The organism is Cloacibacillus evryensis DSM 19522, assembly GCF_000585335.1.
GTDB lineage: Bacteria > Synergistota > Synergistia > Synergistales > Synergistaceae > Cloacibacillus > Cloacibacillus evryensis.
Genome location: NZ_KK073872.1, coordinates 3142401 through 3166020, shown reverse-complemented (window position 1 = coordinate 3166020; position 23620 = coordinate 3142401). Strand labels below are relative to the sequence as shown.

General features: G+C 53.9%; 18 protein-coding genes. 15 read left to right on the top strand and 3 right to left on the bottom strand.

Annotated features, from left to right (window positions below; all coding sequences use genetic code 11):
- Positions 1 to 23 precede the first annotated feature (23 nt).
- Both CLOEV_RS14165 and CLOEV_RS14160 read right to left on the bottom strand, forming a co-directional pair.
- Complete coding sequence (locus CLOEV_RS14165; RefSeq protein WP_034444534.1) at positions 24 to 884, bottom strand: FAD binding domain-containing protein; 861 nt, start codon at positions 882 to 884, stop codon at positions 24 to 26.
- A 41-nt stretch (positions 885 to 925) separates the two neighbouring features.
- Positions 926 to 2413 (bottom strand): YjiH family protein, encoded by a 1488-nt coding sequence (locus CLOEV_RS14160; protein WP_084482452.1) that lies wholly within the window; start codon positions 2411 to 2413, stop codon positions 926 to 928.
- A 554-nt stretch (positions 2414 to 2967) separates the two neighbouring features.
- Here CLOEV_RS14160 and CLOEV_RS14155 point away from each other — a divergent pair.
- The 12 genes from CLOEV_RS14155 to CLOEV_RS14100 all read left to right on the top strand — a co-directional run bounded on the left by CLOEV_RS14155 (position 2968) and on the right by CLOEV_RS14100 (position 18670).
- Positions 2968 to 5301 carry a xanthine dehydrogenase family protein molybdopterin-binding subunit gene (locus CLOEV_RS14155; protein WP_051485133.1) on the top strand — a complete coding sequence of 778 codons (2334 nt, stop codon included), beginning with the start codon at positions 2968 to 2970 and terminating at the stop codon, positions 5299 to 5301.
- 3 nt (positions 5302 to 5304) lie between these two features.
- Positions 5305 to 6147 (top strand): FAD binding domain-containing protein, encoded by an 843-nt coding sequence (locus CLOEV_RS14150; RefSeq protein WP_051485132.1) that lies wholly within the window; start codon positions 5305 to 5307, stop codon positions 6145 to 6147.
- A gap of 17 nt (positions 6148 to 6164) precedes the next feature.
- Positions 6165 to 6701, top strand: a complete 537-nt coding sequence (locus CLOEV_RS14145) for a (2Fe-2S)-binding protein (RefSeq protein ID WP_034444533.1) — start codon at positions 6165 to 6167, stop codon at positions 6699 to 6701.
- A 61-nt stretch (positions 6702 to 6762) separates the two neighbouring features.
- Positions 6763 to 7506, top strand: coding sequence for an IclR family transcriptional regulator (locus tag CLOEV_RS14140; protein ID WP_034444532.1), 744 nt, complete (start codon positions 6763 to 6765; stop codon positions 7504 to 7506).
- A gap of 38 nt (positions 7507 to 7544) precedes the next feature.
- Complete coding sequence (gene allB / locus CLOEV_RS14135; protein WP_034444529.1) at positions 7545 to 8927, top strand: allantoinase AllB; 1383 nt, start codon at positions 7545 to 7547, stop codon at positions 8925 to 8927.
- The gene (locus CLOEV_RS14130; protein ID WP_034444527.1) at positions 8927 to 10117 is read left to right on the top strand and encodes a M20 family metallo-hydrolase; all 1191 of its coding nucleotides are present in this window, start codon (positions 8927 to 8929) and stop codon (positions 10115 to 10117) included. Before allB ends, CLOEV_RS14130 begins: the two co-directional genes overlap by 1 nt.
- A gap of 471 nt (positions 10118 to 10588) precedes the next feature.
- Complete coding sequence (gene ilvN, locus CLOEV_RS14125) at positions 10589 to 11077, top strand: acetolactate synthase small subunit (protein ID WP_008708902.1); 489 nt, start codon at positions 10589 to 10591, stop codon at positions 11075 to 11077.
- Positions 11078 to 11184: 107 nt separating this feature from the next.
- Positions 11185 to 12195 (top strand): ketol-acid reductoisomerase, encoded by a 1011-nt coding sequence (ilvC, locus tag CLOEV_RS14120; protein WP_008708903.1) that lies wholly within the window; start codon positions 11185 to 11187, stop codon positions 12193 to 12195.
- A 176-nt stretch (positions 12196 to 12371) separates the two neighbouring features.
- Complete coding sequence (gene ilvB, locus CLOEV_RS14115) at positions 12372 to 14054, top strand: biosynthetic-type acetolactate synthase large subunit (RefSeq protein WP_008708904.1); 1683 nt, start codon at positions 12372 to 12374, stop codon at positions 14052 to 14054.
- A 15-nt stretch (positions 14055 to 14069) separates the two neighbouring features.
- Complete coding sequence (gene ilvD, locus CLOEV_RS14110; RefSeq protein ID WP_034444525.1) at positions 14070 to 15734, top strand: dihydroxy-acid dehydratase; 1665 nt, start codon at positions 14070 to 14072, stop codon at positions 15732 to 15734.
- A 325-nt stretch (positions 15735 to 16059) separates the two neighbouring features.
- Entirely contained in the window at positions 16060 to 17826 is a 1767-nt protein-coding gene (locus CLOEV_RS14105; RefSeq protein ID WP_245591137.1) for a DUF2075 domain-containing protein, read from the top strand.
- Between the two features lie 280 nt (positions 17827 to 18106).
- Positions 18107 to 18670: a sugar O-acetyltransferase gene (locus CLOEV_RS14100; protein ID WP_034444521.1), complete on the top strand. Its 564-nt coding sequence runs from the start codon at positions 18107 to 18109 to the stop codon at positions 18668 to 18670.
- A 32-nt stretch (positions 18671 to 18702) separates the two neighbouring features.
- Here CLOEV_RS14100 and CLOEV_RS14095 read toward each other — a convergent pair whose 3' ends face one another.
- Positions 18703 to 19191 carry an Lrp/AsnC family transcriptional regulator gene (locus CLOEV_RS14095; protein ID WP_084482448.1) on the bottom strand — a complete coding sequence of 163 codons (489 nt, stop codon included), beginning with the start codon at positions 19189 to 19191 and terminating at the stop codon, positions 18703 to 18705.
- 311 nt (positions 19192 to 19502) lie between these two features.
- Between CLOEV_RS14095 and nhaC the strand changes: the two genes are divergently transcribed.
- Genes nhaC through CLOEV_RS14080 form a run of 3 tightly spaced genes read left to right on the top strand, consistent with a single transcriptional unit; the run spans position 19503 to position 23330 of the window.
- Positions 19503 to 20939 carry a Na+/H+ antiporter NhaC gene (gene nhaC, locus CLOEV_RS14090; RefSeq protein ID WP_034444520.1) on the top strand — a complete coding sequence of 479 codons (1437 nt, stop codon included), beginning with the start codon at positions 19503 to 19505 and terminating at the stop codon, positions 20937 to 20939.
- Between the two features lie 44 nt (positions 20940 to 20983).
- On the top strand, positions 20984 to 22147 hold the full coding sequence (locus CLOEV_RS14085) for a saccharopine dehydrogenase family protein (RefSeq protein ID WP_034444517.1): 1164 nt from the start codon (positions 20984 to 20986) through the stop codon (positions 22145 to 22147).
- Positions 22148 to 22178: 31 nt separating this feature from the next.
- The gene (locus CLOEV_RS14080; RefSeq protein ID WP_034444515.1) at positions 22179 to 23330 is read left to right on the top strand and encodes a saccharopine dehydrogenase family protein; all 1152 of its coding nucleotides are present in this window, start codon (positions 22179 to 22181) and stop codon (positions 23328 to 23330) included.
- The last annotated feature ends 290 nt before the right edge of the window (positions 23331 to 23620 follow it).

The window sequence follows — 23620 nt, the reverse complement described above, 5'->3', positions numbered from 1 at the left end:
TTTCCCCTCCCGATTGCCGTCCGCTATGCCGCCGCGGATTCGTAGGCCCGCAGGACGGCTCTCTTTACAAGAACGCCCGTTACTTCGGTGCGGTATTCCTTCGTGCTGCGGATGTTCGTTATCGGTGATATTGTCTCCGGTATTGCCGCGCAAAGCTCATTTAGCAGCTCCTCGTCCGGTCTCTTGCTCAACATCAATTTTTCCGCCTTTTTCGCCCTTACCACCGTCGGGGCGACCGCGCCGAGCGCGATCCTGATATCGCCGATACTTTTGTCCTCCGCGCAGCTTACGAAAGCGGCGACGTTAGCGTTTGCGAGATCCACGGAATTTCTCGCCACCTTTTCAAAGGCGCTTGAGAACCTCTCTTTGGGCAGCGCCACTTTAAATTCCTTTATTAGCTCATTTTTCTTGAGAACGGTTTTGCGCGGGCCAATGAAAAAATCTTCCGCTCCGACCGTGCGTTCCCCATTCTTTGAGACGAGCACGAATTCCGCGCCGCAGGCCAGCATTGAGGGAATGGCGTCTCCCGAGGGGACGGCGGAGCAGATGTTGCCGCCTACGGTGGCGATATTTCTTACCGTCATGTCGGCCAGGACATTTGAGGCGTCCCACAGGGCTCTGAAATTTTCTTTAACAGCCGGCGACTTGATTACGTCGTGGTAGGTGGCGCAGCTTCCAATGATAAGCACGCCCTCTTTCAATACGATATGGTCAAGTCCGAGCTTTGTTATGTCGAGCATCGCGTCAAGCTCCGGATGCTCGTCGACGAAGACGTCCGTCCCCCCGGCGATGATCTCGATATTCCCCGGATATTCGTCAAGTATCCCGACGGCCTCCTCAAGTGATCCCGGAATAAGGTACTCTTTCAAACCCAGTTGCTTCATAAAAAGCACTCCCTCCTATTTCTTTCAGTGGACAGTTTTATCTAAAACAAAAAGTGACATACAAGCGCTAAAAGCGGAATTGCTATCACCGTCCTTACGAGAAAGCAGATGATAAGATCCAGCACCGTGACTGGAATGATGCTCTCAAGCATCGCGTTTGCGCTTTCCGTGAAGAAAATTATCTGTACCGATGAAAGCACCGTTATAAAGAAAATGCTCTCTTCGGCGATGCCCTTTCCCGATATCATGATCACGGGGAGAGCGATCTCAGCGATCCCGACCAGCGTTGCCGGTGCGATCTCAGCCGCATTTGGTATCTGAAGCAGCTTAAGCACGGGAATTATCGGCATTCCCAGCCATGTGAAAAGCGGCGTGTGTTCGGCGAGGAGAAGCGCTACGATCGCGACCGACACGACATAGGCGACGATTTTCTGCGTAAAAGTGATCGCGCTCCAGAGTGTGGCCATGAAAACCTTAAAATCCAGCTCCTTCGACCGCGCTATTCCCGCCTGGACGGCGGCCCTGAACCTGTGGTCGATCTTGCGCGGGACGCGGTCCTGCGCGGTCTGTTCCGTCCCGTCGATATAATGGTCCCTTTTACCGGAGAGCGGCGGGATCCGCGCACAGATAGCGGCGATGACGAACGTAAGAACGAACGATGTAATGACTACTTGGGCATAGAGATGTTCGATGCCGCCGAGAGATACCAGGACGCCAAAGAAACCGAGGCTGCAGACGGAAAAACAGGTAAGTACGGTAAGTCCCTCTCTATCGGTGTAGTCCCTCCCGCGATAGAGCTGCTCTGTCATAAACACGCCGACGGCCGGTGCCGAGACGAAAGAGGCGATGCCGTTGACCGCGGCGCAGCCTGGGAGCGTAAAGCAAGGACGCATCATCGGTTCGATGAGGATGCCCATGAATTCAACGATCCCGGATTTAAGGATCATTACCACAAACCAGCCGGCAAAAGTGACGGTGAGCATCACGGATCCGGCAAGCGGAAGGGCGAGCCCGCCGATATTCGGATCCAGTATCTGCGCCGGCCCCCTGCCGGTGATGACCATCACGGTAAAAATTACCGCCAGTACGTAAAAAAAGATCTTTCCCAGGCCATCCTCTTTATGATATTCCGCAAATACCTTTATCTTCATCACCTTGCCCAAAAACACGGTGACGATAAGAGAAAGGCAGAAAAGCAGAACCAGATAGTTGATACATGCCGCGCCAAGCAGTTTTTTCAAAAAATCCACCAGCGCGACCAGCGGCACATTACCGCCGAAGACAGGAGCGAAAAATAGAAATATCCCTACGGCACTTGATAAGATAAACTTGATCACGAAGCGTTCCCCCTTGTATCTTTTGATCGTTTTTTCGGTTAAGCCAAAAGCAAAACGGACCTTTAATACAAAACGACGCGAATTTTGCCGCTGCGGCTTGGATGATTCAGTGAGTGTGCCGTGAGGCTGATCCTGCCGGGAAAAAGCTCTCACGCCGACGGCGATGCCTGCCGGAAAATCATCCGCTGCCATGTGACGTCGTCCTCCTGCTGCTGGGAGAGATATCCGTATACGAAATCAGCTTTGCTGTTTTCGTGATGATTAAATAAATTACCGGGAGGCAGGGCTCTACGTTCACTCCTTTCTTTCATGCCGCCGCTGCGATATCGCCCCGATAGTTTTTATGCATAAGGGACATCTGTCCCAAATACTCTATACCCATGCGGTAAGAATTGTCAATAGCATTTTATAAATATATTTATGTTTATTTTTACGATAAAAAATTTCACATAAATTAACAGCTTCCGGCAGCGTCATGTCTTTATGCAAGTCGATTGCATTTAGCTGTGGCGCGGATTTTTTGCGGATAAAAATATCAGAAGTTGTCCATGGTAAACAAAAAGCTGAAGAGGCCGGACCTAAGCGAAAATTTTATCTATCAGGGGGTATTGACAAAACGATGTAAATGATATTAGACTTAGTTATGGGACAAATGTCCCAAATATATTTCCCGCAAATGATTTACAGCGTTGATAAAGGCGATGGGTCTGATTAAAAATTTTAAGAGAGTATAGGAGTGAGATCTTTTGAAGAACTTCCAGATCGTTGGCAAAAGGCAGGAGAAGCAGGAGGCGCGCCTCAAGGCGATGGGCAGGCTCAAGTATACCGGCGACCTTTATGTGCCGAATATGCTTCACTGCAAGATACTGCGCAGCCCTTACGCAAACGCGGTCGTGAAGAGCGTCGATAAAAGCGAGGCGCTGAACGTGCCGGGCGTGGTCGATATCATAACCTACGACGATGTGCCGAAGATATTGAGCATGCATCAGTATCTCCATGTCCCGGAGATCATGTATAAGGACAGTTATCTGCTGGAGCGTCACGTGCGCCATGTCGGTGACCGCGTGGCGGCGGTGGCGGCGGAGACGGTAGAAGCGGCGGAGGCGGCCCTCGAAAAGATAAAAGTTGAATACGAGGTGCTGCCGTCAGCTCTGGATTTTGAATCGACGCTTGCGCCGGAGGCGCCCGTGATACACGAGGAGGCGCTCAAGGGCGACAATCCGGTCAATATAAGGGGCAATGTCTTCGACACGGTCGACATCACCATCGGAGACGTGGAAAAGGCCTTTGATGAGGCGGATTTAGTATTGACGAAGCATTTCCGTACTTCAAAGCCGAACCCCGCCCCGCTTGAGAGGACCGCCGTCCTCTGCGTGCCCGACGGAAACGGGCATGTTGATGTCTGGGCCACTTCGCAGGGCATCCATGCCATGCGCATGAATATCGCCTATTCCCTCGGCCTGCCCGTTTCAAAGATCACCTGCCACCGAGTATTCCTCGGCGGAGCCTTCGGCGCCCACATCCAGACCGGATTTATTGAAAATATCTGCGCTTTCCTCGCTTTAAGGACCGGTTCTCCGGTCAAGGCGGAGAAGACGCGCGAAGAGATGTTCCTCTCCTGCGGCCGCCACCCGATGCTCCTCGATCTCAAGGCCGGATTTACGAAAGAGGGGAAGATCATCGCCCTTCACGCCGATGTTACGGATGACACCGGCTCCTATGCTTTCAGCGGATCTTCAAAGATGATGCTCGCCGCGGGCTTCACGCTTTCGATGTACAAGTGCCCCAATCTGCGCATGTCTGGGCGCGCCGTCTATACGAACACGCCGCCGCTGACGGCGATGCGCGGCGCCGGAAACCCGCAGGCCACCTGGGCGATGGAAAGCCTGATGGACGAGGCGGCTGAGAGGCTCGGCATCGAACCGATAGAATTCCGCAAGATGAATATTCTTTCCGTCGGAGATAAGTTCTACGGACAGGGACCGGCGGTCATCAGCACCATCCGTTCAAACGGCACGCTGCCGCTCCTGGAAAAAGGCGCGGCTGCCATCGGCTGGGAAAAGAGGGGCCGCGGCAGCGGACGGGTGCCATATCCCGACAAGCCCTGGATCAAACGCGGCATCGGGCTCGCCCGCGGCTTCCATACGTCGGGCTGCGGCTCCGAGAAGCCGAACAAGTTCATCATCGACGTGAGCGGGGCGATCGTCAAGATGAACGAGGACGGCACGGCGACGATCCTCAATTCGGCGGCGGACTGCGGCAGCGGCAACATGAGCGTCTACTGCTCGATGGTCGCGGAGATCGTCGGGCTGCGCTACGAGGACGTGCATATAAAGGACGGCGATACCGACTGCACGATCTTTGACGGCGCGACGCACGCGAGCCGCGGTGTTTACGGCGCGGGGCAGCCGGTCGCGAAATGCGCGGCGGATATCCGCGGGCAGATCATCGAATGGGGCGCGCGCGTCTTCGGCTGCGGGCTGGAAGAGATCGACATCAAAGACAGCCGCATCTATCTTGTGGCCGATCCGAGCGTGAGCAGGTCCGTCGGAGAGGTGATGCTTAAGGGTATTTCCAGCGGCTGGGGCAACGTCTGCGCCACTTCCACAATACGGCCGCAGGCCTGCCCGCCGCACTTCACGGTCATTTTCGCCGAGGTGGACGTAGACACTATCACGGGCAAGGTCGATATAGTAAGGGTCGTCGCCGGAGCCGACGCGGGGACGATCATGAATCTCAACAACGTCGAAGGGCAGATCGTCGGCGGCGTGCACATGGGGGCCGGATACGCGCTCATGGAAGACACCGTTTTTGATAAAAAGAGCGGACGCCCTCTCAACGCACAGTTTGGGGATTATAAGATCCTTACGTCGATGGATATGCCGCCTGTCGAGGTAATCACGGAGGAGACCTGGGAGCCAACGGGGCCTCTGGGGGCGAAGGGCGTCGGCGAGGGAGTCACGAACCCCGTGGCTCCGGCGATCGCCAACGCGATCTATGACGCGTGCGGGGTGAGGATTCCCGATCTTCCCTGTACGCCGGAAAAGATACTCAAAGCGCTGTGGGCGAAGGAGGCGTAGGTTATGAGAGAGTTTGATTATTACGAGCCGAAGACGGTCGCCGAGGCCTGCAATTTGCTGACGGCGGAGGGCGCGCGGGCGATAGCCGGCGGCACCGACCTTGTCGTGCAGATCAAGCACGGCGTCAGAAAGCCGGCGGTGGTCGTAAATCTTAAAGGTATAGAAGAGCTTGGAGGGATGCGCTTCTCGGACGACGGGGTCATCATCGGAGCGCTGACGAAGATCGCGGCGCTTGCCGAATCCGAGGAGTTTTATGACGGATGGCGCTCCGTCGCGGAAGGGGCGGACAATATCGGAACGCCGCAGGTGCGCAACCTCGGCACCATCGGCGGCAATATCTGCAATTCGTCGCCCTGTGCGGACACGGTGCCCGGCCTGCTGGTCTCGGACGCCGTCGCGGTGATCACCGACGGCAGGCATGAGCGTGAGACGAAGCTGATAGACTTTTTCAAAGGACCGGGAAAGAACTGCCTTGAGGGCGGCGAAATATTGAAGGCCCTGCGCCTCCCGAAGATGCCGGCGGATACCAGGCAGGCGTTTTTCAAAATGGGGCCGCGCAAGGCCGCCGATATCGCGGTGATGAATATGGCCGTCTCCCTTTCGTTCGCGGGCGGAGTCTGTACGAGGGCCCGTATCGCGATGGGTTCGGTCGCCCCGACTCCGATCCGGGCGGCGGAAGCGGAAAGGGCGCTTGAAGGTTCGGACGCCGCGCGTGATATTGAGAAGATTTCCGGGCTTGTCGCCGCCGCGGCCTCGCCGATAGACGACGTTCGCGGCTCGGCGGCGTACCGGAGCCACATGCTCAGGGCGGCGGCGGCCGGGCTGCTGAGAGAGCTTTGCAGATAGGCTTAGGGGTGAGAGAGATGCTTAAGAAAAAGGTAAGTTTTATCCTGAACGGCAAGGCGATGACTAAAGAGGTATCGGTAAATCATACCCTGCTCGATTTTCTGCGCGACGATCTGCATTTTACCGGAACCAAGTGCGGATGCGGCGGCGGCGAATGCGGCACCTGCACGGTGCTGATTGACGGCAGGCCCGTCAACTCCTGCCTTATGCTCGCAACCGACGCCGAGGGAAAGGATATTCTGACGATAGAGGGGCTCGGCGGCGAGAAGGCCCTTCATCCGCTCCAGAAGGCGTTCGTCGCCTACGGCGCGATACAGTGCGGCTACTGCACGCCGGGTATGCTTCTCTCCTCGAAGGCGCTGCTCGACCGCAATCCGCACCCGACTATGGACGAACTGAGAAAGGCCCTCTCAGGGAACCTCTGCCGCTGCACGGGTTATGATAAGATATTCAAAGCTGTGATGAGCGTGGCCAACGGCGAGGTTCTTGACGATCCTGAGGACGGCGTCTGGATACAGGACGACCTGCCGCCCTGCGGCTGCGAGCACAAATAAAAAGCTGTCCGGTGATTCTCCACGCCTGTTGCGGAGAGCGGCCAGGCGGGGAGGATGACCGATGCGAAAGTTTTTTGATTCCATAGATACGATCCTGACGATCTTGGAGGCGCTCGAAGATTCGGAAGAGGCGCACAGCGTAAGAAAGATAGAGGAGCTTACCGGGGTGCCGAAGAGCACGGTCCACCGCATATTGCAGGAGCTGACCGCCATCGGCTGGGCCTATCAGGACGAAGAGGACAAGAATTATTATATCGGATTGAAATTCCTCTCGCTGGCCAACGAATGGCGCGTGAATCTCGACACGGTAAAAAGGATCGATCCCGTGCTGCGGAATGTGGTCAAACGGTGCGGGCAATCCGCCTTCCTCAATATTATCGACCACGAACGGGTGGTCTGTCTGCACAAGATAGAATCGAACAGCGTTGTAAGGATCGCCTCGATAATCGGCGAGGAACAGCCCTTTCACGCCGGGGCCAGCGGCAGGATGCTTCTGGCGTACGCTCCTGAGGCGCTTGTGAAAAAGGTGCTCTCTCAGAAGCTAGAGGCGTTCACGCCATTTACGGTGACAGACCCGAAGCTGCTGAGGGAAGATCTGAAACAGATAAGGGAAAAGGGATATTGCGAATCGGTCGAAGAGATGGATCCCGGCGTCGCCGCGATATCCGTTCACATCGACATGTGCGGGACGGACCTGATCATGGCGCTGACGGTCGCGGGCACGAGGTTTGACTATGAGAGAGACAGAGACATGTGGCTCTCCGTATTGATCGAAGAAACTAAAAATCTGACGCCGGCCCGGTAAAATCGAGTCCGGCCGTCAAAGCCGGAGGCGATTTTATTATGGAAAGATTGTTGGTCAAAAACGCGCAGATCCTCACGGAGGATGATTATTTTAAAGGTTGGGTGCTGGCGGAAGACGGCAGGATAACCGCGCTGGGGTCGGCGGAGGAATTTCCCGCGGCCGACCGGGTGATCGACGCGGGAGGGCTGACGCTGCTTCCAGGCGGAGTAGACCCGCATGTTCATATCCGCTATCCTGGCGGGGCGCACCGCGAGACCTTTGTGACGGGCACGGCGGCCGCCGCCGCGGGCGGCGTCACCACGATAATCGAACATCCCATCTCCACTCCGCCGCAGTACAGTCCCGAGACGCTCGCGCCGCGCGTCGCTGCCGTCGGGGAGCAGGCGATAGTCGACGTCGCCTTCCTCGGCGCGGCGGGAGGCAAGCATATAGAGGAGATAGGCCGCGTCGCCGAGGCGGGAGTCTGGGGATATAAGACCTTCCTCCACGCCGCGCCGGAGGGACGCGAAAAGGAATTCGTCGGCCTCACGAGCGAAACGAATTACGAACTGCTGAAGGTCATGGAAGAGGTCAAAAAGACCGGCCTGCCGATGGCGGCGCACGGGGAAGACAACGACCTCGTCGCGGGAGCGATCGCCGAGCTGCGCAGGGAGGGGCGCGTCGCCCCCTGCGACCACGCCGCCTCGCGTCCCGCCGTCGCCGAAGCGCTGGCGGTGGACCGCCTCATCCGTCTCGCCGAGACGATAGACTGTCCCCTCTATCTTGTCCATATCTCGACGCCGGAGGCGGTGGAGGCCGCCAAAGCCGCGCGCGCCAAAGGCATGAAGATCTGGATCGAGACCTGCCCGCAGTACCTTTACCTTACGGAAGAGGCCCTCAACGAATACGGAGCTTATGCGAAGTGCAATCCCGCGCTGCGCGACAAGGCGCGCGTCGAAAAAATGTGGGACTATATAGAGGACGGCACGATAGATACAGTGGGAAGCGACCACGCCCCCTACACGGTGGAAGAAAAAGAGCGCAACCCGCAGGACATCTTCCTCGCCCCCGCCGGTTTCCCCGGACTTGAGACACGCTTCGGCCTCATGATGAAGGCCGTCGCGGACGGAAGGATCTCCCTGCGCCGCGCCGCGGAACTGATCGCGGTAAACCCCGCGAAGGCCTACGGCCTCTATCCGCGAAAAGGCGCGATAAAGATCGGCGCCGACGCGGATTTCGTCCTCTGCGACCCGAAAGCCGAATACACGGTGGAAAAAGAACAAATGCGGACGATGGCCAAAGACATCGCCAAAGTTTTCGACGGCTGGAAACTCAACGGCGTGATCGACAAAGTCATCCTGCGCGGCGAAGTCGTGTATGAAGATGGGCAGGTAACGGGCGAACCCGGCTACGGCAAATGCCTGCTGAAGGGAAAAGCATAATGGCTCCCGCCATTAACGAGAACCGTTTTCTTAACGACCTCTTCGCGCAGGGAAAAATCGGCTGGAGGGAGGGACACGGCCTCCAGCGCCTCGCCTACAGTACGTCCTACCTCGAAGCGCGCGCGTGGCTCAAAGGCAAAATGGAAGAAGCCGGCCTAAAGACACGGGTTGACGGGGTGGGAAACCTCTTCGGGCGTCTTGAGGGAAAAAGCAAAAAGGCGATCCTCACCGGCTCGCATCTTGACTCCGTGGATAACGGCGGCATCTACGACGGTCCGCTTGGCATAATCGCGGCGCTCGAAGTTCTGCGGACGGTAAAAGAGAGCGGTGAGCTCTCTAAACACAGCCTTGAAGTCGTCGCCTTCATCGGCGAAGAGGGCGAACCGCTCGGCGGCACCTTCGGCAGCCGCGCCTTCGCGGGACTGCTGCCGACCGGTTACCGGCGCGAACAGCTCGCGCGATTCAGCGTCGGCGAAAAAGCGATCGCGGAAAGCAAGGGAGAGCTGGACAAATACGCGGCCTTTATCGAGCTGCACATCGAACAAGGCCCCTTTCTCGAACGCCGGGGAATCGAGATCGGCGTACCCTCGGGCATCGTCGGCATCACGCGGCTGGCGGTCAGCGTCAAGGGCGCGGCCAACCATGCGGGCACCACGCCGATGGCGGAGAGAAAAGACGCCATGCGCGCGGCGGCGGAGCTGATCCACAACTGGTTCGGCTGGATGGACGGGCAAAAAGAGCTTGTCTGCAATATCGGCGTCTTGGAGCTCTCCCCCGGCCACGTCAGCGTCGTGCCGGAAGAGGCGCGCTTCGTACTTGAACTGCGTTCGATCGACGACGCGGCCGTCGAACGCGCCTGCTCGGAGTTTTCGGCGATGGCGGAGAGATCCGCTCCCTGCTCCGTATCAATAGAAAAACTTGGCGCGAAGCCGGCGGTGCTTCTTGACGAGAGGCTCGTGAAGACGATAAAAGAGAGCGCCGGCAAGGCCGGATATTCCGCTGCGGTGATGCCGAGCGGCGCGTCCCATGATTCCTCTCCGCTGGCCCATGTCATACCGACGGGGATGATCTTTGTCCCGAGCCACAACGGCATAAGCCACTCAAAAGACGAATTTACGAGCGATGCCGATCTCATACGCGGCGCGAAGGTACTCAAAGATGCCGTGCTCCGAATAGACGACAGTTTCTAAAAACAGAAAAAGGTGTTATGCTTATAAAAACGGGCGAACGCCTTTTATTCTGGTTTGTGATCTCTTTTGTGCCGTTATTTAATTAAGTCCATATAAAAAAGACCGTGTAAAAATTAAAATCATCGCGGAAAAGTAATAGTTGACATTTCACGAAAGTGCTTTTATTATGTCCCGTAATATGCAAAAAGGACAGGTTTCCTTTTAATCCGGCAGCGAAGGGACAGGCGGCAATGCGAAGAGATCACTTTATATCCAACGTAGCGAATATAGTCGTCGTAGTACGCATTATTAGCAGCGGGTCCCCCGAGATGGCCGGCGCTTAATAGCCGCGTTACTTTCGGACCGGGACCCGCTGAGGGTTCCGGTCTTTTTTTTGTTGCGAAGTTGTGGTGTGCGGGGCAATATCGGCCAGCTGTTTTGCGCCGTCTGAGGTTATCAATAAAAAGTTTTTTGAGAAAGGACGTTTTAAGATTGAAGAGTACTTTCAGCATCGTTTCCGAGGACAGTCCGGGCGTGCTCATGCGCATCGCGAGCCTCATCTATCGCCGCGGATATAATATCGAGAGCCTGAGCGTCGGACGCACCGACGTCCCCGGCCTTTCGCGCTTCACGATAATCATCGAGGGCGAAGAGGGGGTATATGACCAGATACGCAAACAACTGATGAAGCTGATCGAGGTCATCGAGGTGCAGAATCTCACCAAGGAGGGGCCTTTCGTCGAACGCTGGCTCTCGCTCGTCAAGGTCATGGCTCCGGTCGAACGCCGGCCCCACATCCTGCAGACGGCGGAGATCTTCCGCTGCCGCGTGGTGGACCTCGGCTCGGACGCGATCACGCTCGAGGTCACGGGCGACCGCGGCAAGGTGGAGGCCTGCATGGCGGCGCTCAAACCGTACGGCATCCTCGAAACGGCCGGTTCGGGACAGGTGGCGCTCGCGCGCACCGGTTTTGAAAATTAGCGGCGGTATTATCAGAGAAACTACTAAGTTCGTCGGCGCGGTTTATCGATCCGCGGACCCACTTATAGCGATATACATAAAATTCTAATTAAGGAGTGTTTTCTATTATGGCAAAGGTTTATTACGACCGCGACGCGGACCTCGAATTTCTGAACGGCAAGACGGTGGCGGTCATCGGCTACGGCAGCCAGGGACACGCCCATGCGCAGAACCTGCGCGACAGCGGCGTCAAAGCGATCATCGCGCTGCACGAGGGAAGCAAGTCGAAGGCGAAGGCCGAGGCCGACGGATTTGAGGTCTACACGGTGGCGGAGGCGGCCAAGATCGCTGATCTTATCATGTTCCTCATGCCCGACCACATGCAGGCCGATATCTTCAAGAATCAGGTGATGCCTAATATGAAGCCCGAGGCGAAGCTCCTCTTCGCGCACGGTTTCGCGGTGCATTTCGGACAGATCGTCCCCCCCGCGTCGCACGACGTATTCATGGTGGCCCCGAAGGGCCCAGGACATATGGTGCGCGCCATGTATAAAGAGGGCAAGGGCGTTCCCTGCCTCATCGCCATCTATCAGGACGCCAGCGGCAAGGCGAAGGATTTCGCGCTCGCCTACGCTTCGGCGATCGGCGGAGGACGCGCGGGCATCATCGAGACGACCTTCCGCGAGGAGACCGAGACCGACCTCTTCGGCGAGCAGGCCGTACTCTGCGGCGGCGTGACGGAGCTGATGCAGCAGGGCTTCAAGACCCTTGTCGATGCCGGCTACCAGCCCGAGATGGCCTACTTTGAATGCATCAACGAGATGAAACTCATCGTAGACATGATCTTTGAGGGCGGCATGAGCTGGATGCGCTACAGCATCAGCGACACCGCGAAATACGGCGACATGACCGCGGGCCCGCGCGTCATCGGCGAAGAGTCGCGCAAAGCGATGAAACAGCTTCTTACCGAAATACAGGACGGCACCTTCGCGCGCGACTGGATACTCGAGAACCAGACCGGCCGCCCGCGCATGAAGAAGTGGGCGAAGGCGGCACAGGAGGCTCCCTGCGAGGCCGTAGGCAAAGAGCTGCGCAAGATGATGCCGTGGATGGAGCAGAAAGAAGTCCCGAAATTCTAGGCTTATATGGGCCATCTCCGTCGCAACTTGGCCTTGCGCCGTCCTCGCCGCACCATTAGTGCGGCTCCGGGGGCGCAAAGCCAAGTTACTTAGGAGTTGGCCCATCTAATCCTAAAATTTCCGTTCACATACGTAACGGAAAAAGAAAAACAAAAAAGCAAAAAGGAGCATTTTACATGGCGAAAATGAACGGGGCTCAGATGGTCGTCAAGGCGCTGGAAGACGAAGGGGTAAGCACCGTCTTCGGGCTGCCGGGCGGTACGGTCATCCATCTCTATGACGCTCTTTATGATTCAAAACTAAACCACATACTGATGCGCCACGAACAGGCGGCTTCGCACGCGGCGGACGGCTACGCCCGCACGAGCGGCAGGCCGGGAGTCTGCATTGCAACCTCGGGCCCCGGCGCCACGAATCTTGTAACGGGAATCGCCACGGCAAACCTTGACTCGGCGCCGATGGTGGCGATCACCGGACAGGTGGCGACGACGATGATCGGCACGGACGCCTTTCAGGAGGCGGATATTATCGGCGCGAGTCTCCCGCTTGTCAAACACAGTTTCCAGGTGCGTACCCCCGACCAGGTGCAGTCTACGATACACAAGGCCTTTTACATCGCCTCTACGGGGCGTCCCGGCCCCGTTCTGGTCGACGTGCCGGCCGATGTCCAGAAGGGCATGGGGGATTATAAATATTCGACCGAGCTTGACTTCCTGGGTTATCATCCGGAAAACCTCTACGACGTGTCGCAGCTTGAAGCGGCGGTATCGCTCATAGAGCACGCCGAACGCCCGGTGATCTTCGCCGGCGGCGGAGTGATCCGTTCCGGGGCCTCCGAGCTGCTCATAGATTTCGCGCTCAAATATGAGATCCCCGTCACGACGACGCTGCTTGGCAAGGGCGCCTTTCCGGAGTCTCACCCGAGCGGGCTTGCGCTCGGCATGGCGGGAATGCACGGTCATCCTGTCGCGAACCGCGCGCTGATGGGCGCGGACGTCATCATAGCCATCGGCTCGCGCTTCAGCGACCGTACGACGGGAAACCGCCAGCGCTTCGCCGCCGACGCGAAGATAATCCATATCGACCTCGACGCGGCGGAGATAGACAAGGCGATAGAGACCGACGTCTACCTTGTCGGCGATGCCGCCCGCGTCCTTGAGGCGCTTGCCGACGCGATGAAGAAAAAGATCGCCGACCACGGCGAATGGAACAGACACCTATCCGAGGTCCGTGAGAAGGAACCGATGCCGCGCCACGAGTACAGCGGTGAGATCGCGCCCTGGCAGGTACTGGAGACGCTTCACGACCTTACGAAAGGCGAAGCCGTCTTGACGACCGAAGTCGGGCAGAACCAGATGTGGGCCGCGCAGCATTTCCGCGTGGAGGCCCCGCGCCGCTTCCTCAGCTCCGGCGGCCTCGGCACGATGGGCTTCGGTTTCCCCGCGGCGATGGGGGCGGCATACGCCTGTCCGGGACAGACGGTCTGCTGCATCGCGGGCGACGGCAGCCTGATGATGAACATACAGGAACTTGATACCTGCGCCCGTTACGACATTCCCGTCAAGGTGATCCTGCTCAACAACGCCTGCCTGGGAAACGTGCGGCAGTGGCAGCAGTTCTTCTACGACCACCGTTACTCGAACACGATATACAACCGTACGCCCGACTTTGTGAAGATCGCGGAGGCGATGGGAGTCCCGGGCTACTCCGCCTCGCGTCCCGAAGAGCTGCGCCAGACGCTGGAAAAGGCGCTCGCCGAACCGGGCCCCGCGCTGGTCGACGTCAGGATACCGCAGGGAGCCCTCGTCGTGCCGATGGTATACCCCGGAAACTCGTTAGACAATATGGTCACAGGATAGGAAGTGAACAGTGAATTGAACAGCGATAAAGCGAAAAAAGGATACCTTCGCAGCCCCCACCGTTCGCTGCTGAAGGCCGCGGGCTACACGGACTGGGAGATAGAGCGCCCATGGATCGGCGTGGCGAACGCCTATAACGCGATCATCCCCGGCCATGTGCATCTGCGCACGATAACGGAGGCCGTCAAAGCCGGCATCTACGCCGCGGGAGGCCTGCCGATAGAATTTCCCGTCATCGGCGTCTGCGACGGCATCGCAATGAACCACGAAGGAATGAAATTCTCGCTGCCGAGCCGCGAGCTCATCATGGACTCGGTCGAGATCATGACCCGCGCCCACGCGCTTGACGGACTTGTACTCGTGCCAAACTGCGACAAGATCATCCCCGGCATGGCGATGGCGGCGGCGGAGCTGAATCTGCCGGCGCTCGTCATCTCCGGCGGCCCGATGATGGCGGGACAGCACAAGGGACGCACTCTTGACCTGAACAGCGTATTCGAGGGCGTCGGACAGCGCGGCGCGGGAAAGATCGACGACGCGGCGCTCCAGGATATCGAAGACAACGCCTGTCCCGGCTGCGGCTCCTGCTCCGGCATGTTCACCGCCAACACGATGAACTGCATGATGGAGGCGCTCGGCCTCGGCCTGCCCGGCAACGGGACGATCCCAGCCGTGCACGCGGGACGCATCCGCCTTGCAAAAGACGCGGGGCGCGCGATAATGAACCTTGTCGAAAAAAATATCCGTCCGCGCGACATTCTCACGATAGAGGCCTTCAAAAACGCCGTTGCGGTGGACCTCGCGCTCGGCGGCTCGACCAACACCTCGCTCCACCTGCCGGCGATCGCCTGGGCGGCGGGGCTTGAACTGCCGCTGGATATCTTCAACGAAGTCGGCGCGAAGGTGCCGCATCTCTGCTCGATGAGCCCCGGAGGCGCGCATCATATCGAAGACCTCTGGCGCGCGGGCGGCGTGCAGGCCCTGATGGCGCAGCTGCTTGCGGCCGGCCTCATAGACGGCGAAACGATAACGGTGACCGGTGCGACGACGGCGGAAAACGTCGCCGGCGCAAAGGTCACAGACGCGGAAGTCATCCGCCCGCTGGAAGATCCGCACCATAAAGAGGGGGGGCTCGCCTTCATGAAGGGCACCCTCGCGCCGCTCGGCGCTATCGTCAAACAGGCGGCCGTAGCCCCGGAGATGCTCGTACACACCGGACCGGCGCGCGTTTTTGACTGTGAAGAAGAGGCGAGCGCCGCGATAATGGCCAACAAGATCAACGACGGCGACGTCGTCGTCATCCGCTACGAGGGTCCGAAAGGCGGCCCCGGGATGCGCGAAATGCTCGGCCCCACCTCGGCGATCATGGGCCAGGGCAAGGGCGGCACCGTCGCGCTCATCACCGACGGACGCTTCTCCGGCGCGACGCGCGGCGCGGCGATCGGCCACGTCTCGCCCGAAGCGGCGGTCGGCGGCCCCATCGGCCTCGTTGAAGAGGGCGACGAAATATCGATCAACATCCCGGAAAAACGCCTCGACTTAAACGTCGCGGAAGAGGTGCTCGCAGAGCGCCGTCGGAAATTCGTCCCCCACGTCCAGGAGGTCGACAGCCCCTTCCTCAACCGCTACCGCGCCTTCGCCACCTCGGGAGTAGAGGGCGGCGTGCTGAAGAAGCAGTAAAAATTTGGTAAATATATTAAAGAGGGCCGCCTCTTCTAAGAAGTGGCCCTTTATGATCTACGTCATTGGATTTACAATATAACTTCATTACTTTGTTAGGGAGTGAAGGATCATTAGGAATCAAAGAGCCTACTATTCAGCATCGATTCAAGACTTTCTTTGTCGGTCTGAGGTTGGAATATTTGGAGCCATAAATTCTAATAATTCTTCTGCCGAAACGCCACCATTACAAAGCAATTCTTGGAAAAGTGAAATTAAAATTTTAAAAGGGCAACTACGGGATTTTTATGGTGGCAAGATCATTTTTGAATACACCATTCCCAGAATGGGTAAACGTGTCGATGCTGTTTTACTCTATCAAAACATTGTCTTTCTCATGGAATTCAAGTGTGGTGACGCAAACTATCGGCAGTCAACCTCCGACCAAGTATGTGATTATGCATTGGACCTTCGTAATTTTCATAAAGAAAGCCTTGATAAATTGCTGGTTCCGATTATGATTCCTACGGAAGCTAGCGCAATGCCTTGTGTTATTTGTGAACATGAACGTATTCTTGAACCAATTTGCTGTAATGCGAGTAATATTGCTAACGCGATTCATGCTGTAACGTCACATTATAATGATGAACCAGATTTTGACTATAACAAATGGGAAACTTCGGCCTATTACCCTACACCAACGATTGTTGAAGCAGCCCAAGCATTGTACCAAGGGCACAACGTGCATGACATTACAAGAAGTGATGCTGGCGCAGAAAACCTGACAGTTACTACTGACGAAATTAATAAGATAATTGACTACAGTAAAAAAGAAAAAAGAAAATCAATATGCTTTGTGACGGGAGTACCAGGTGCAGGAAAGACTTTGGTAGGTTTAAATATTGCTATTGAACGTTCAAATGCGGAAACCGGAGAACGTGCAGTTTTTCTGTCGGGCAACTATCCTCTTGTAACAGTGCTTCAAGAAGCTCTGGCACGCGATGAGGTCGTACAAAAAGCACAACAAAACAACCAAATATCTAAAGCAACAGCACTGCGCGAAACAGTTGCTTTCATACAGATTATTCATAAATATCGGGATTCCTTTGTGGAAAATGAGAATATTCCGCCCGAGCATGTCGTTATCTTTGACGAAGCACAGCGTGCTTGGACTCATGATATGATTAAAAAATTCATGTCCACAAAAAAAGATATTATGGAATTTCCATACAGCGAGCCGGAGTTTTTAATCAGCACGATGGATCGCCACAAAGACTGGGCAGTTATCATTTGTCTCGTTGGCGGAGGACAGGAGATAAACACGGGAGAAGCTGGCCTTCCTGAATGGTTTGACTCTCTACGACGTTCCTTTTCAAATTGGGATATATATGTCACACCTCAACTAAACGATGATGAATATCGCCGTGGTCGGAGGTGGGAAAGTATGATCTCCAAACTTCAAGTTTATAAAAGAGACAAAATGCATCTATCTACTTCAGTACGTTCCTTCAGAACGCCGGAACTAGCAGCGTTTGTGAAAGCAGTTCTTGATGTAAATACCAAAGGAGCACAACAGTTATATCAGCGAATAAAGAATAACTATCCTATTGTAATCACCAGAGATCTAAAAAAAGCCAAAGAATGGGTACGAGAACATTCTCAAGGTACTACCAGATACGGCCTACTTGCAAGTAGTGGCGCTCTTAGACTGAAGGCAGAAGGTCTTTTCGTAAAGAACGACATTGACGTTGCTAACTGGTTCCTAAATGGAAAAGATGATGTGCGTTCTAGTTATGCTCTTGAAGATGTCGTTACAGAATTTGATATACAAGGCCTAGAATTGGATTATTCCGTTGTTGCTTGGGGTGCGGACTTCCGTTTTTCCAATGAACAATGGAGTCGCAATAATTTTGTAGGTAATCGCTGGAATAATGTAATCTCTGAAGAAAAACGCCTATACCTTAAAAACGCCTATCGCGTACTTCTCACTCGGGCACGGCAAGGTATGGCTATATTTATCCCATTAGGTAGTGATACCGATATTTCCCGCAAAAGAGAATTTTATGATGGAACATATAATTATTTGAAAGAGGTTGGTATAAAAAATTTGTAACGCAATATAGAGATGCATAGCATCGCATGTTCGGTTGTCCTTAACGCAGGCATGAAATTTGCTTTTTAGCGTAGTATAGCATCACACTGTTTATATTGATGGATGCCTGTTTTCCCATATGCCTTTCCACACAAAATAACGATGCAAAATAAGGATACACAATACGATGTCCTGTCGATGGGTAGTGATGAATTTGAACAGAACACGGGGTAAAATGAGCGAGTATGCCGCTCCGCCGCGTGTGGGCGGCAAGGCAGCATCATGAGCGGGGGAATTGACGATGGGTGAAAACAGCGCGGGAAATTATGGAGGAGATCCACTGGTGGCGCGGATATGCCGTTGCTCGGAACTGCTGCTGGAACTCAACGGAACGCCGAACGGTGAAAAAGAGCGGCGAAATACCCTGCTCACGCAGCTTCTCGGAGGCCGCGGGGAGTGGCTCTGCGTCCGTTCGCCCTTTTATGCCAATGTCGGAGGAAATATCTTTCTCGGCGAAAACTGCTTTATCAATATGAACTGCACCTTCCTTGACGACGACAGGATAACGATAGGTGACTACACACTGATCGCCCCCGATGTGAAGATATATACTGCCTTTCATCCAATGACGCCGGAAGCGCGTTGGGAGGAAAAGCATATTGTCGACGGTTTTGAATTCCCCGTCACCTGTACCGCGCCGGTAACGATCGGCGCGCACGTCTGGATAGGCGGCGGCACGATCATCCTGCCCGGCGTCTCCATCGGCGACGGATGCGTCGTCGGCGCGGGCAGTCTCGTAACGCGCGACATCCCCGCCGGAAGCGTCGCCTACGGCAGCCCTTGCCGCGTGGTGCGGGAGATATGATGTTGGTAGGTACGCTGCTGCAAATCATATTTTTAATCGTTTATTCTGTTTTCCTGACTATTTAAGGAGTATAGGCGTTTGTTGAAAATTGGTTTGTTTATGACTACAGATGAAAATGTCCGCCCGTGCTTGCCCAGTATCACAAGGAAATCATTCATGTCCTTCATAACTGGAAAAACGGCTTCCATTATAAAATCGCTGTCGCCTGTTGTGACCCAAAGTTGCCGGACATAAATATTTGAGCGAAGCTTTTTTAGAAGGATATCTTCGTCATTTAAAGAATAGATCTTGATTTTTATGATCGCCTGTATCATATATCCTACCTTTTGCGTATCTAGGACGACCTGATAATCCTGTATGATGCCGTCTTCCTCCATTCTCCGAATACGCTCCAGAACAGAGGAACAGGATAAATTGACCTTTCTGCCAATCTCCCGGTAAGATATCCGTGGATTTTTTTGTAACTCATTTAAAATTTCCCATCCGATTTTATCCAGATTAATAATTTTGCCGCGTCCCAAGGTATCTCACCACCTTTTATTTAGTCTTACATATTAGGCCTGCAACCCTTCTCCGTGTAAAGAATATATCGTTAATCGTTCATTGATGTAAGATATTATACCCGATTGTCGCAGGTTTCAAAAATTTATAGTGTATATACAGGGCAATGTTCTTTTTATATGATTATAACAGACAATATATTCTTTTTAATGTGTGCAATAGGGGTTAAAAAATATGTAAATAATTCATACAAAACTATATAATTTTATCACTTAATAAAAACATTTTTATATTTTATTTGAAAAAACCATTTAATTGGAGGTGTATATTGTTGAATCATCTTTCTGAAAAAAACAGCCCTCACGGCAGGCGGCCAGGCCTCTTTGAGTCAATTGCCATAATTGCCGCCGTAGCGGCGATCGTGATGTTTTGTGTTGTGAAATTGAAACTGGACGCTCATATCCCTTTATTCGTTTGTATTCTCATCGTGATTGTTCTGGGACTGCGCCTGGGGAATAAATGGCAGGTCTTGGAGGATGGATATGTATCGGCTGTCAACGCGGCGACGTCCGCCTTTTTTATCCTGATGATGGTGGGGATCATGATCGGCGTTTGGATGACGTCGGGCGTGATTACCACTATGATTGACTACGGACTTGCCATTTTAACGCCTAAAACATTCCTGATAGTTTCTCTGTTGATCTGCAGCATCGTCTCGCTGGCTACTGGGTCTTCTTGGGGGACCGCCGCCAGTATCGGCGTTGCGTTGATGGGAGTGGGGGCGGGGCTGGGAATATCTCCGGGTATGACGGCAGGGGCGGTGATATCCGGGGCGTATTTCGGCGATAAAATGAGCCCTCTCTCGGATACGACGAATTTGGCGCCGGCGGTATCCGGCGCAAAGCTGTACGATCATATTAAATCAATGCTCTATACGACTGGTACCAGTTACGCGATAACGTTAATGATTTTTATCGTGATTACTCTTTCGATCAATATTTCGGGAAATTATGACCCCACGAGAGTCTTTGAGATAAGAAAAGCGCTTGCGTCCGTACAGCTGATCAGCCCATTCCTGTTGCTGCCGCCAGTTATCGTTATAGTCTCTACCCTTTTGAAGGTTCCTGCCATTCCTGGAATGATGCTTGGGATAGTTGCTGGCGCATTGTGCGGAATGTTTATTCAGGGCGAAAGTTTTGCGAATATTATTAGCGCGGCGCAGTATGGATATACGGGGACGGTATCGGCGGATGTCTTTGGCGATCAAATTGCGGAAATGGTCAACACTCTTCTGACACGCGGCGGATTGCAGGGAATGATGTGGACTATCTCGTTAAGCTGGATAGCCATAGGGTTTGGAGGGATACTTGAAGCTGTCGGGTACCTGAACGTTATTCTGAACGCCTCCGCCAGGGTCCTCTCAAGACCCGGGAATCTTATTGCTGCCACTGTAGTGTCGTGTATAGGAGTGAACCTTTTCGTAGGGGACCAATATATAGCAATAGTGCTGCCCGGGCGTCTGATGAAACCGGCCTATGAGAGAGCCGGACTGGCCCCACACATGCTGTCGAGAACGCTTGAGGATGCCGGCACACTTTCTTCCCCGCTCATACCATGGACGACATGCGGAGCTTATATGTCGGCCACTCTGGGCACGGCGGCATTCTCATACGCTCCCTATGCTGTCCTGAACTGGGTAAATCCGTTGGTTGCGGTGGTGTTTGGATATATGGGTGTTTTTGTGTTTCATGTAAAGAAAGAACAGTAAAAAACATTTCTTTATGAACCGATTGAAAGAGGAGGAATTTTGCAATGAAGAAAAAAGTTACTGTACTTGGCAATGGGCTCGTAGGTTCTGTGATGGCGCTTGATATGGCGGCGGACGAGAGCTATGACGTAACAGTTTGTGATGTGAGGAAAGAGAAACTTGAAGAAACTATCAAGAGATCGAAAGGGAAGATCACGGGAAAAAGCGAAGTCGATTTTGCCTCTCCAGTATCGATAACGGAGGCAGTCAGGGGGCAGGATCTTGTGATAGGCGCGGTTCCCGGCGCTCTTGGCTACCAGATGGTCGGTGCCGTGATAAAGGCAGGCGTCAATATGTCCGATATTTCATTTATGGGAGAAGACTATCGCGACTGGGATGCCGAGGCGAAAAAATGCGGAGTCACCGCCTTTGAAGACGTAGGCGTCGCTCCAGGATCTTCAAGCGTTTTGATAGGATATGCCTGTGATCAGCTGGATGAGGTGGAAGATGTCACCTATTATGTTACAGGATTGCCGCTTTCTCCTCAAGAGCCATTCAATTATAAACTTGTCTTTTCTCTCGATGACCTTGTGGAAGAATACGTGCGGCCAGCAAGGATAAAAAAAGAGGGTAAAATTGTCAGCGTGCCGGCGCTTTCCGGTTGTAAAACTATTGATTTCAAGATACCCGGGTTGAAACTTCCGCAAATGGAAGGATTCTTCACAGACGGTTCTAGAACGCTTCTCGATACGATCCCCAGCCCCAACGTAACGGAGTATACCCTAAGATATCCAGGTACCGCGGCGCGGATGGAATTCCTTCGTGAAATAGGCTTATTTGATTTGACGCCGGTAAATATCAACGGAATGAGCGTGCGGCCAAGAGATGTGTTTGCCGGGCTTGCCTACCCGAAAATGGAACTTAAAAAAGATGAAAACGAATTTACGTTTTATTATATCGAAGTTACGGGCAGAAAAGACGGCCGGCGTCTGCAGTATCAGTTCAGCCTGTATGATGAAAAAGACATGAAAACATTCTACCCGTCCATGTCCAGAACGACCGGCTTTCCGTGTGTCATTGTGGGAAAATTGATCGCCGAAGGTATTCTTAACAACCCAGGAGTCAACCCTCCGGAGATGGTCGGGAAAAACGGCAAGGCCGTAGAAATATTTATAAACGAGTTAAAGAAGAGAAACGTTAAGATACATCAGGAAATAGTGGAATTGTAATAAAAAACATCACCGACAGGAGGCGTTATCTATGAAGGCAGTACAAATCGGCGGAGGGCTTGTGGGGAATATCATCGCTGGCGATATGAGCAATGATTTTGACGTTACCGTGGTGGATCTAAACGAAAGCGTGCTCGAGAGAATAAAGGCAAAAAACCCCACTGTGAAAACGGCCGTCTGTTCATGTACCGACGCCCAAAAACTTTCAGGTATATTGAAGGGCGCTGATATAGTTACCGCGGGGGTCCCTGGGCGCTTTGGGAACGCGATGATGGAAGCCGTGATAAAGTCTGGGAAAAATTTTTGCGATATATCGTTCATGCCGGAGGATTTTGAGGAGCTTGACGGACTGGCAAAGGAAAATGGCGTTACTGTGGTGCCGGATATCGGTGTCGCGCCCGGCATGTCGAATTTTCTCGTGGGGCGCGGGGCCGCTCTGCTCGACGAAGTGGAGAAGGCGGTAATATGCGTCGGCGGCATTCCCGAAAAGAAAATTCCTCCGTTCAACTATCAGATTACATGGTCTGCGACCGACGTTATAGAGGAATATACACGGCCAGCCCGCTACATCAGCGATTTCAAGCCGGTGGTAATAGAGGCGATGGGTGATCTGGATATTGAGGAATTTCCCAAAGTCGGTACCCTTGAGACCTTCATTACCGACGGGCTCCGTTCTCTTATGAAGAACATAAAGGCGAGGAACATGCAGGAACGTACCATGAGATGGCCAGGGCATGTTGAGCAGATGCGGCTTCTGCGTACGATGGGGCTCTTTGACGAGGAAAAGAGGCTTCTAGGGGGAAACATGCTCAGGCCGCGTGATGTTGCCTGCGACCTCCTTTTTCCCATGTGGAAGATGGACCCTGAAGCAGGCGACCGAGATTTGACGATCATGAAAATAGTCGTCGAAGGGTATAAGGGCCGTGATTACGTTACATACACGTGGGATCTCTATGACCGGTTTGACGAGGCGTCATGGAATAATTCGATGGGGCGCTGTACCGGGCTCACCTGTTCGATATTTGCGCATGCGGTGACTTCCGGCCTGATAAAAGAAAAGGGTGTGATAGCTCCGGAAAAGCTGGCGGCGTCGGATAAACTCTATAATTTCGTAATAGACGAACAAAAAAGGCGCGGTATCAATTATATCGAAAGTGTAAATATAATAAAAAATATACGGTAAGTATATAAAAGACGCCCTCCGTAGGAAGGCTGAGCAGTCCATCTTACGAAGGGTTTTTGTCATGGCAGACGATGGTCCCTCCTGACTTTGTCATGAAAATGGGTAAAAAAGGGAGCTTGCCCCGCTAATACCAAGGGTTAAGCTCTCTTTACCAAGTGTAATTCAGCGTAGTGCGCAGATTACCGCGCAATTTTATTATGAAGCGCTCTTCCCAGTTCTACCCTCATACTGTATGTATGAAGCGGCTCTATACCAAGCTTGTCCGAGATCTGCTCATATAACTTGCCGAT

What these genes read in the sequence shown, in the direction of transcription:
- CLOEV_RS14165 (WP_034444534.1), bottom strand. Translation starts at nt 884, where the DNA reads ATGAAGCAACTGGGTTTGAAAGAGTACCTTATTCCGGGATCACTTGAG.
- CLOEV_RS14160 (WP_084482452.1), bottom strand. Translation starts at nt 2,413, where the DNA reads ATGGCAGCGGATGATTTTCCGGCAGGCATCGCCGTCGGCGTGAGAGCT.
- CLOEV_RS14150 (WP_051485132.1), top strand. Translation starts at nt 5,305, where the DNA reads ATGAGAGAGTTTGATTATTACGAGCCGAAGACGGTCGCCGAGGCCTGC.
- CLOEV_RS14145 (WP_034444533.1), top strand. Translation starts at nt 6,165, where the DNA reads ATGCTTAAGAAAAAGGTAAGTTTTATCCTGAACGGCAAGGCGATGACT.
- CLOEV_RS14140 (WP_034444532.1), top strand. Translation starts at nt 6,763, where the DNA reads ATGCGAAAGTTTTTTGATTCCATAGATACGATCCTGACGATCTTGGAG.
- allB (WP_034444529.1), top strand. Translation starts at nt 7,545, where the DNA reads ATGGAAAGATTGTTGGTCAAAAACGCGCAGATCCTCACGGAGGATGAT.
- CLOEV_RS14130 (WP_034444527.1), top strand. Translation starts at nt 8,927, where the DNA reads ATGGCTCCCGCCATTAACGAGAACCGTTTTCTTAACGACCTCTTCGCG.
- ilvC (WP_008708903.1), top strand. Translation starts at nt 11,185, where the DNA reads ATGGCAAAGGTTTATTACGACCGCGACGCGGACCTCGAATTTCTGAAC.
- ilvB (WP_008708904.1), top strand. Translation starts at nt 12,372, where the DNA reads ATGGCGAAAATGAACGGGGCTCAGATGGTCGTCAAGGCGCTGGAAGAC.
- CLOEV_RS14105 (WP_245591137.1), top strand. Translation starts at nt 16,060, where the DNA reads ATGGGTAAACGTGTCGATGCTGTTTTACTCTATCAAAACATTGTCTTT.
- CLOEV_RS14100 (WP_034444521.1), top strand. Translation starts at nt 18,107, where the DNA reads ATGGGTGAAAACAGCGCGGGAAATTATGGAGGAGATCCACTGGTGGCG.
- CLOEV_RS14085 (WP_034444517.1), top strand. Translation starts at nt 20,984, where the DNA reads ATGAAGAAAAAAGTTACTGTACTTGGCAATGGGCTCGTAGGTTCTGTG.
- CLOEV_RS14080 (WP_034444515.1), top strand. Translation starts at nt 22,179, where the DNA reads ATGAAGGCAGTACAAATCGGCGGAGGGCTTGTGGGGAATATCATCGCT.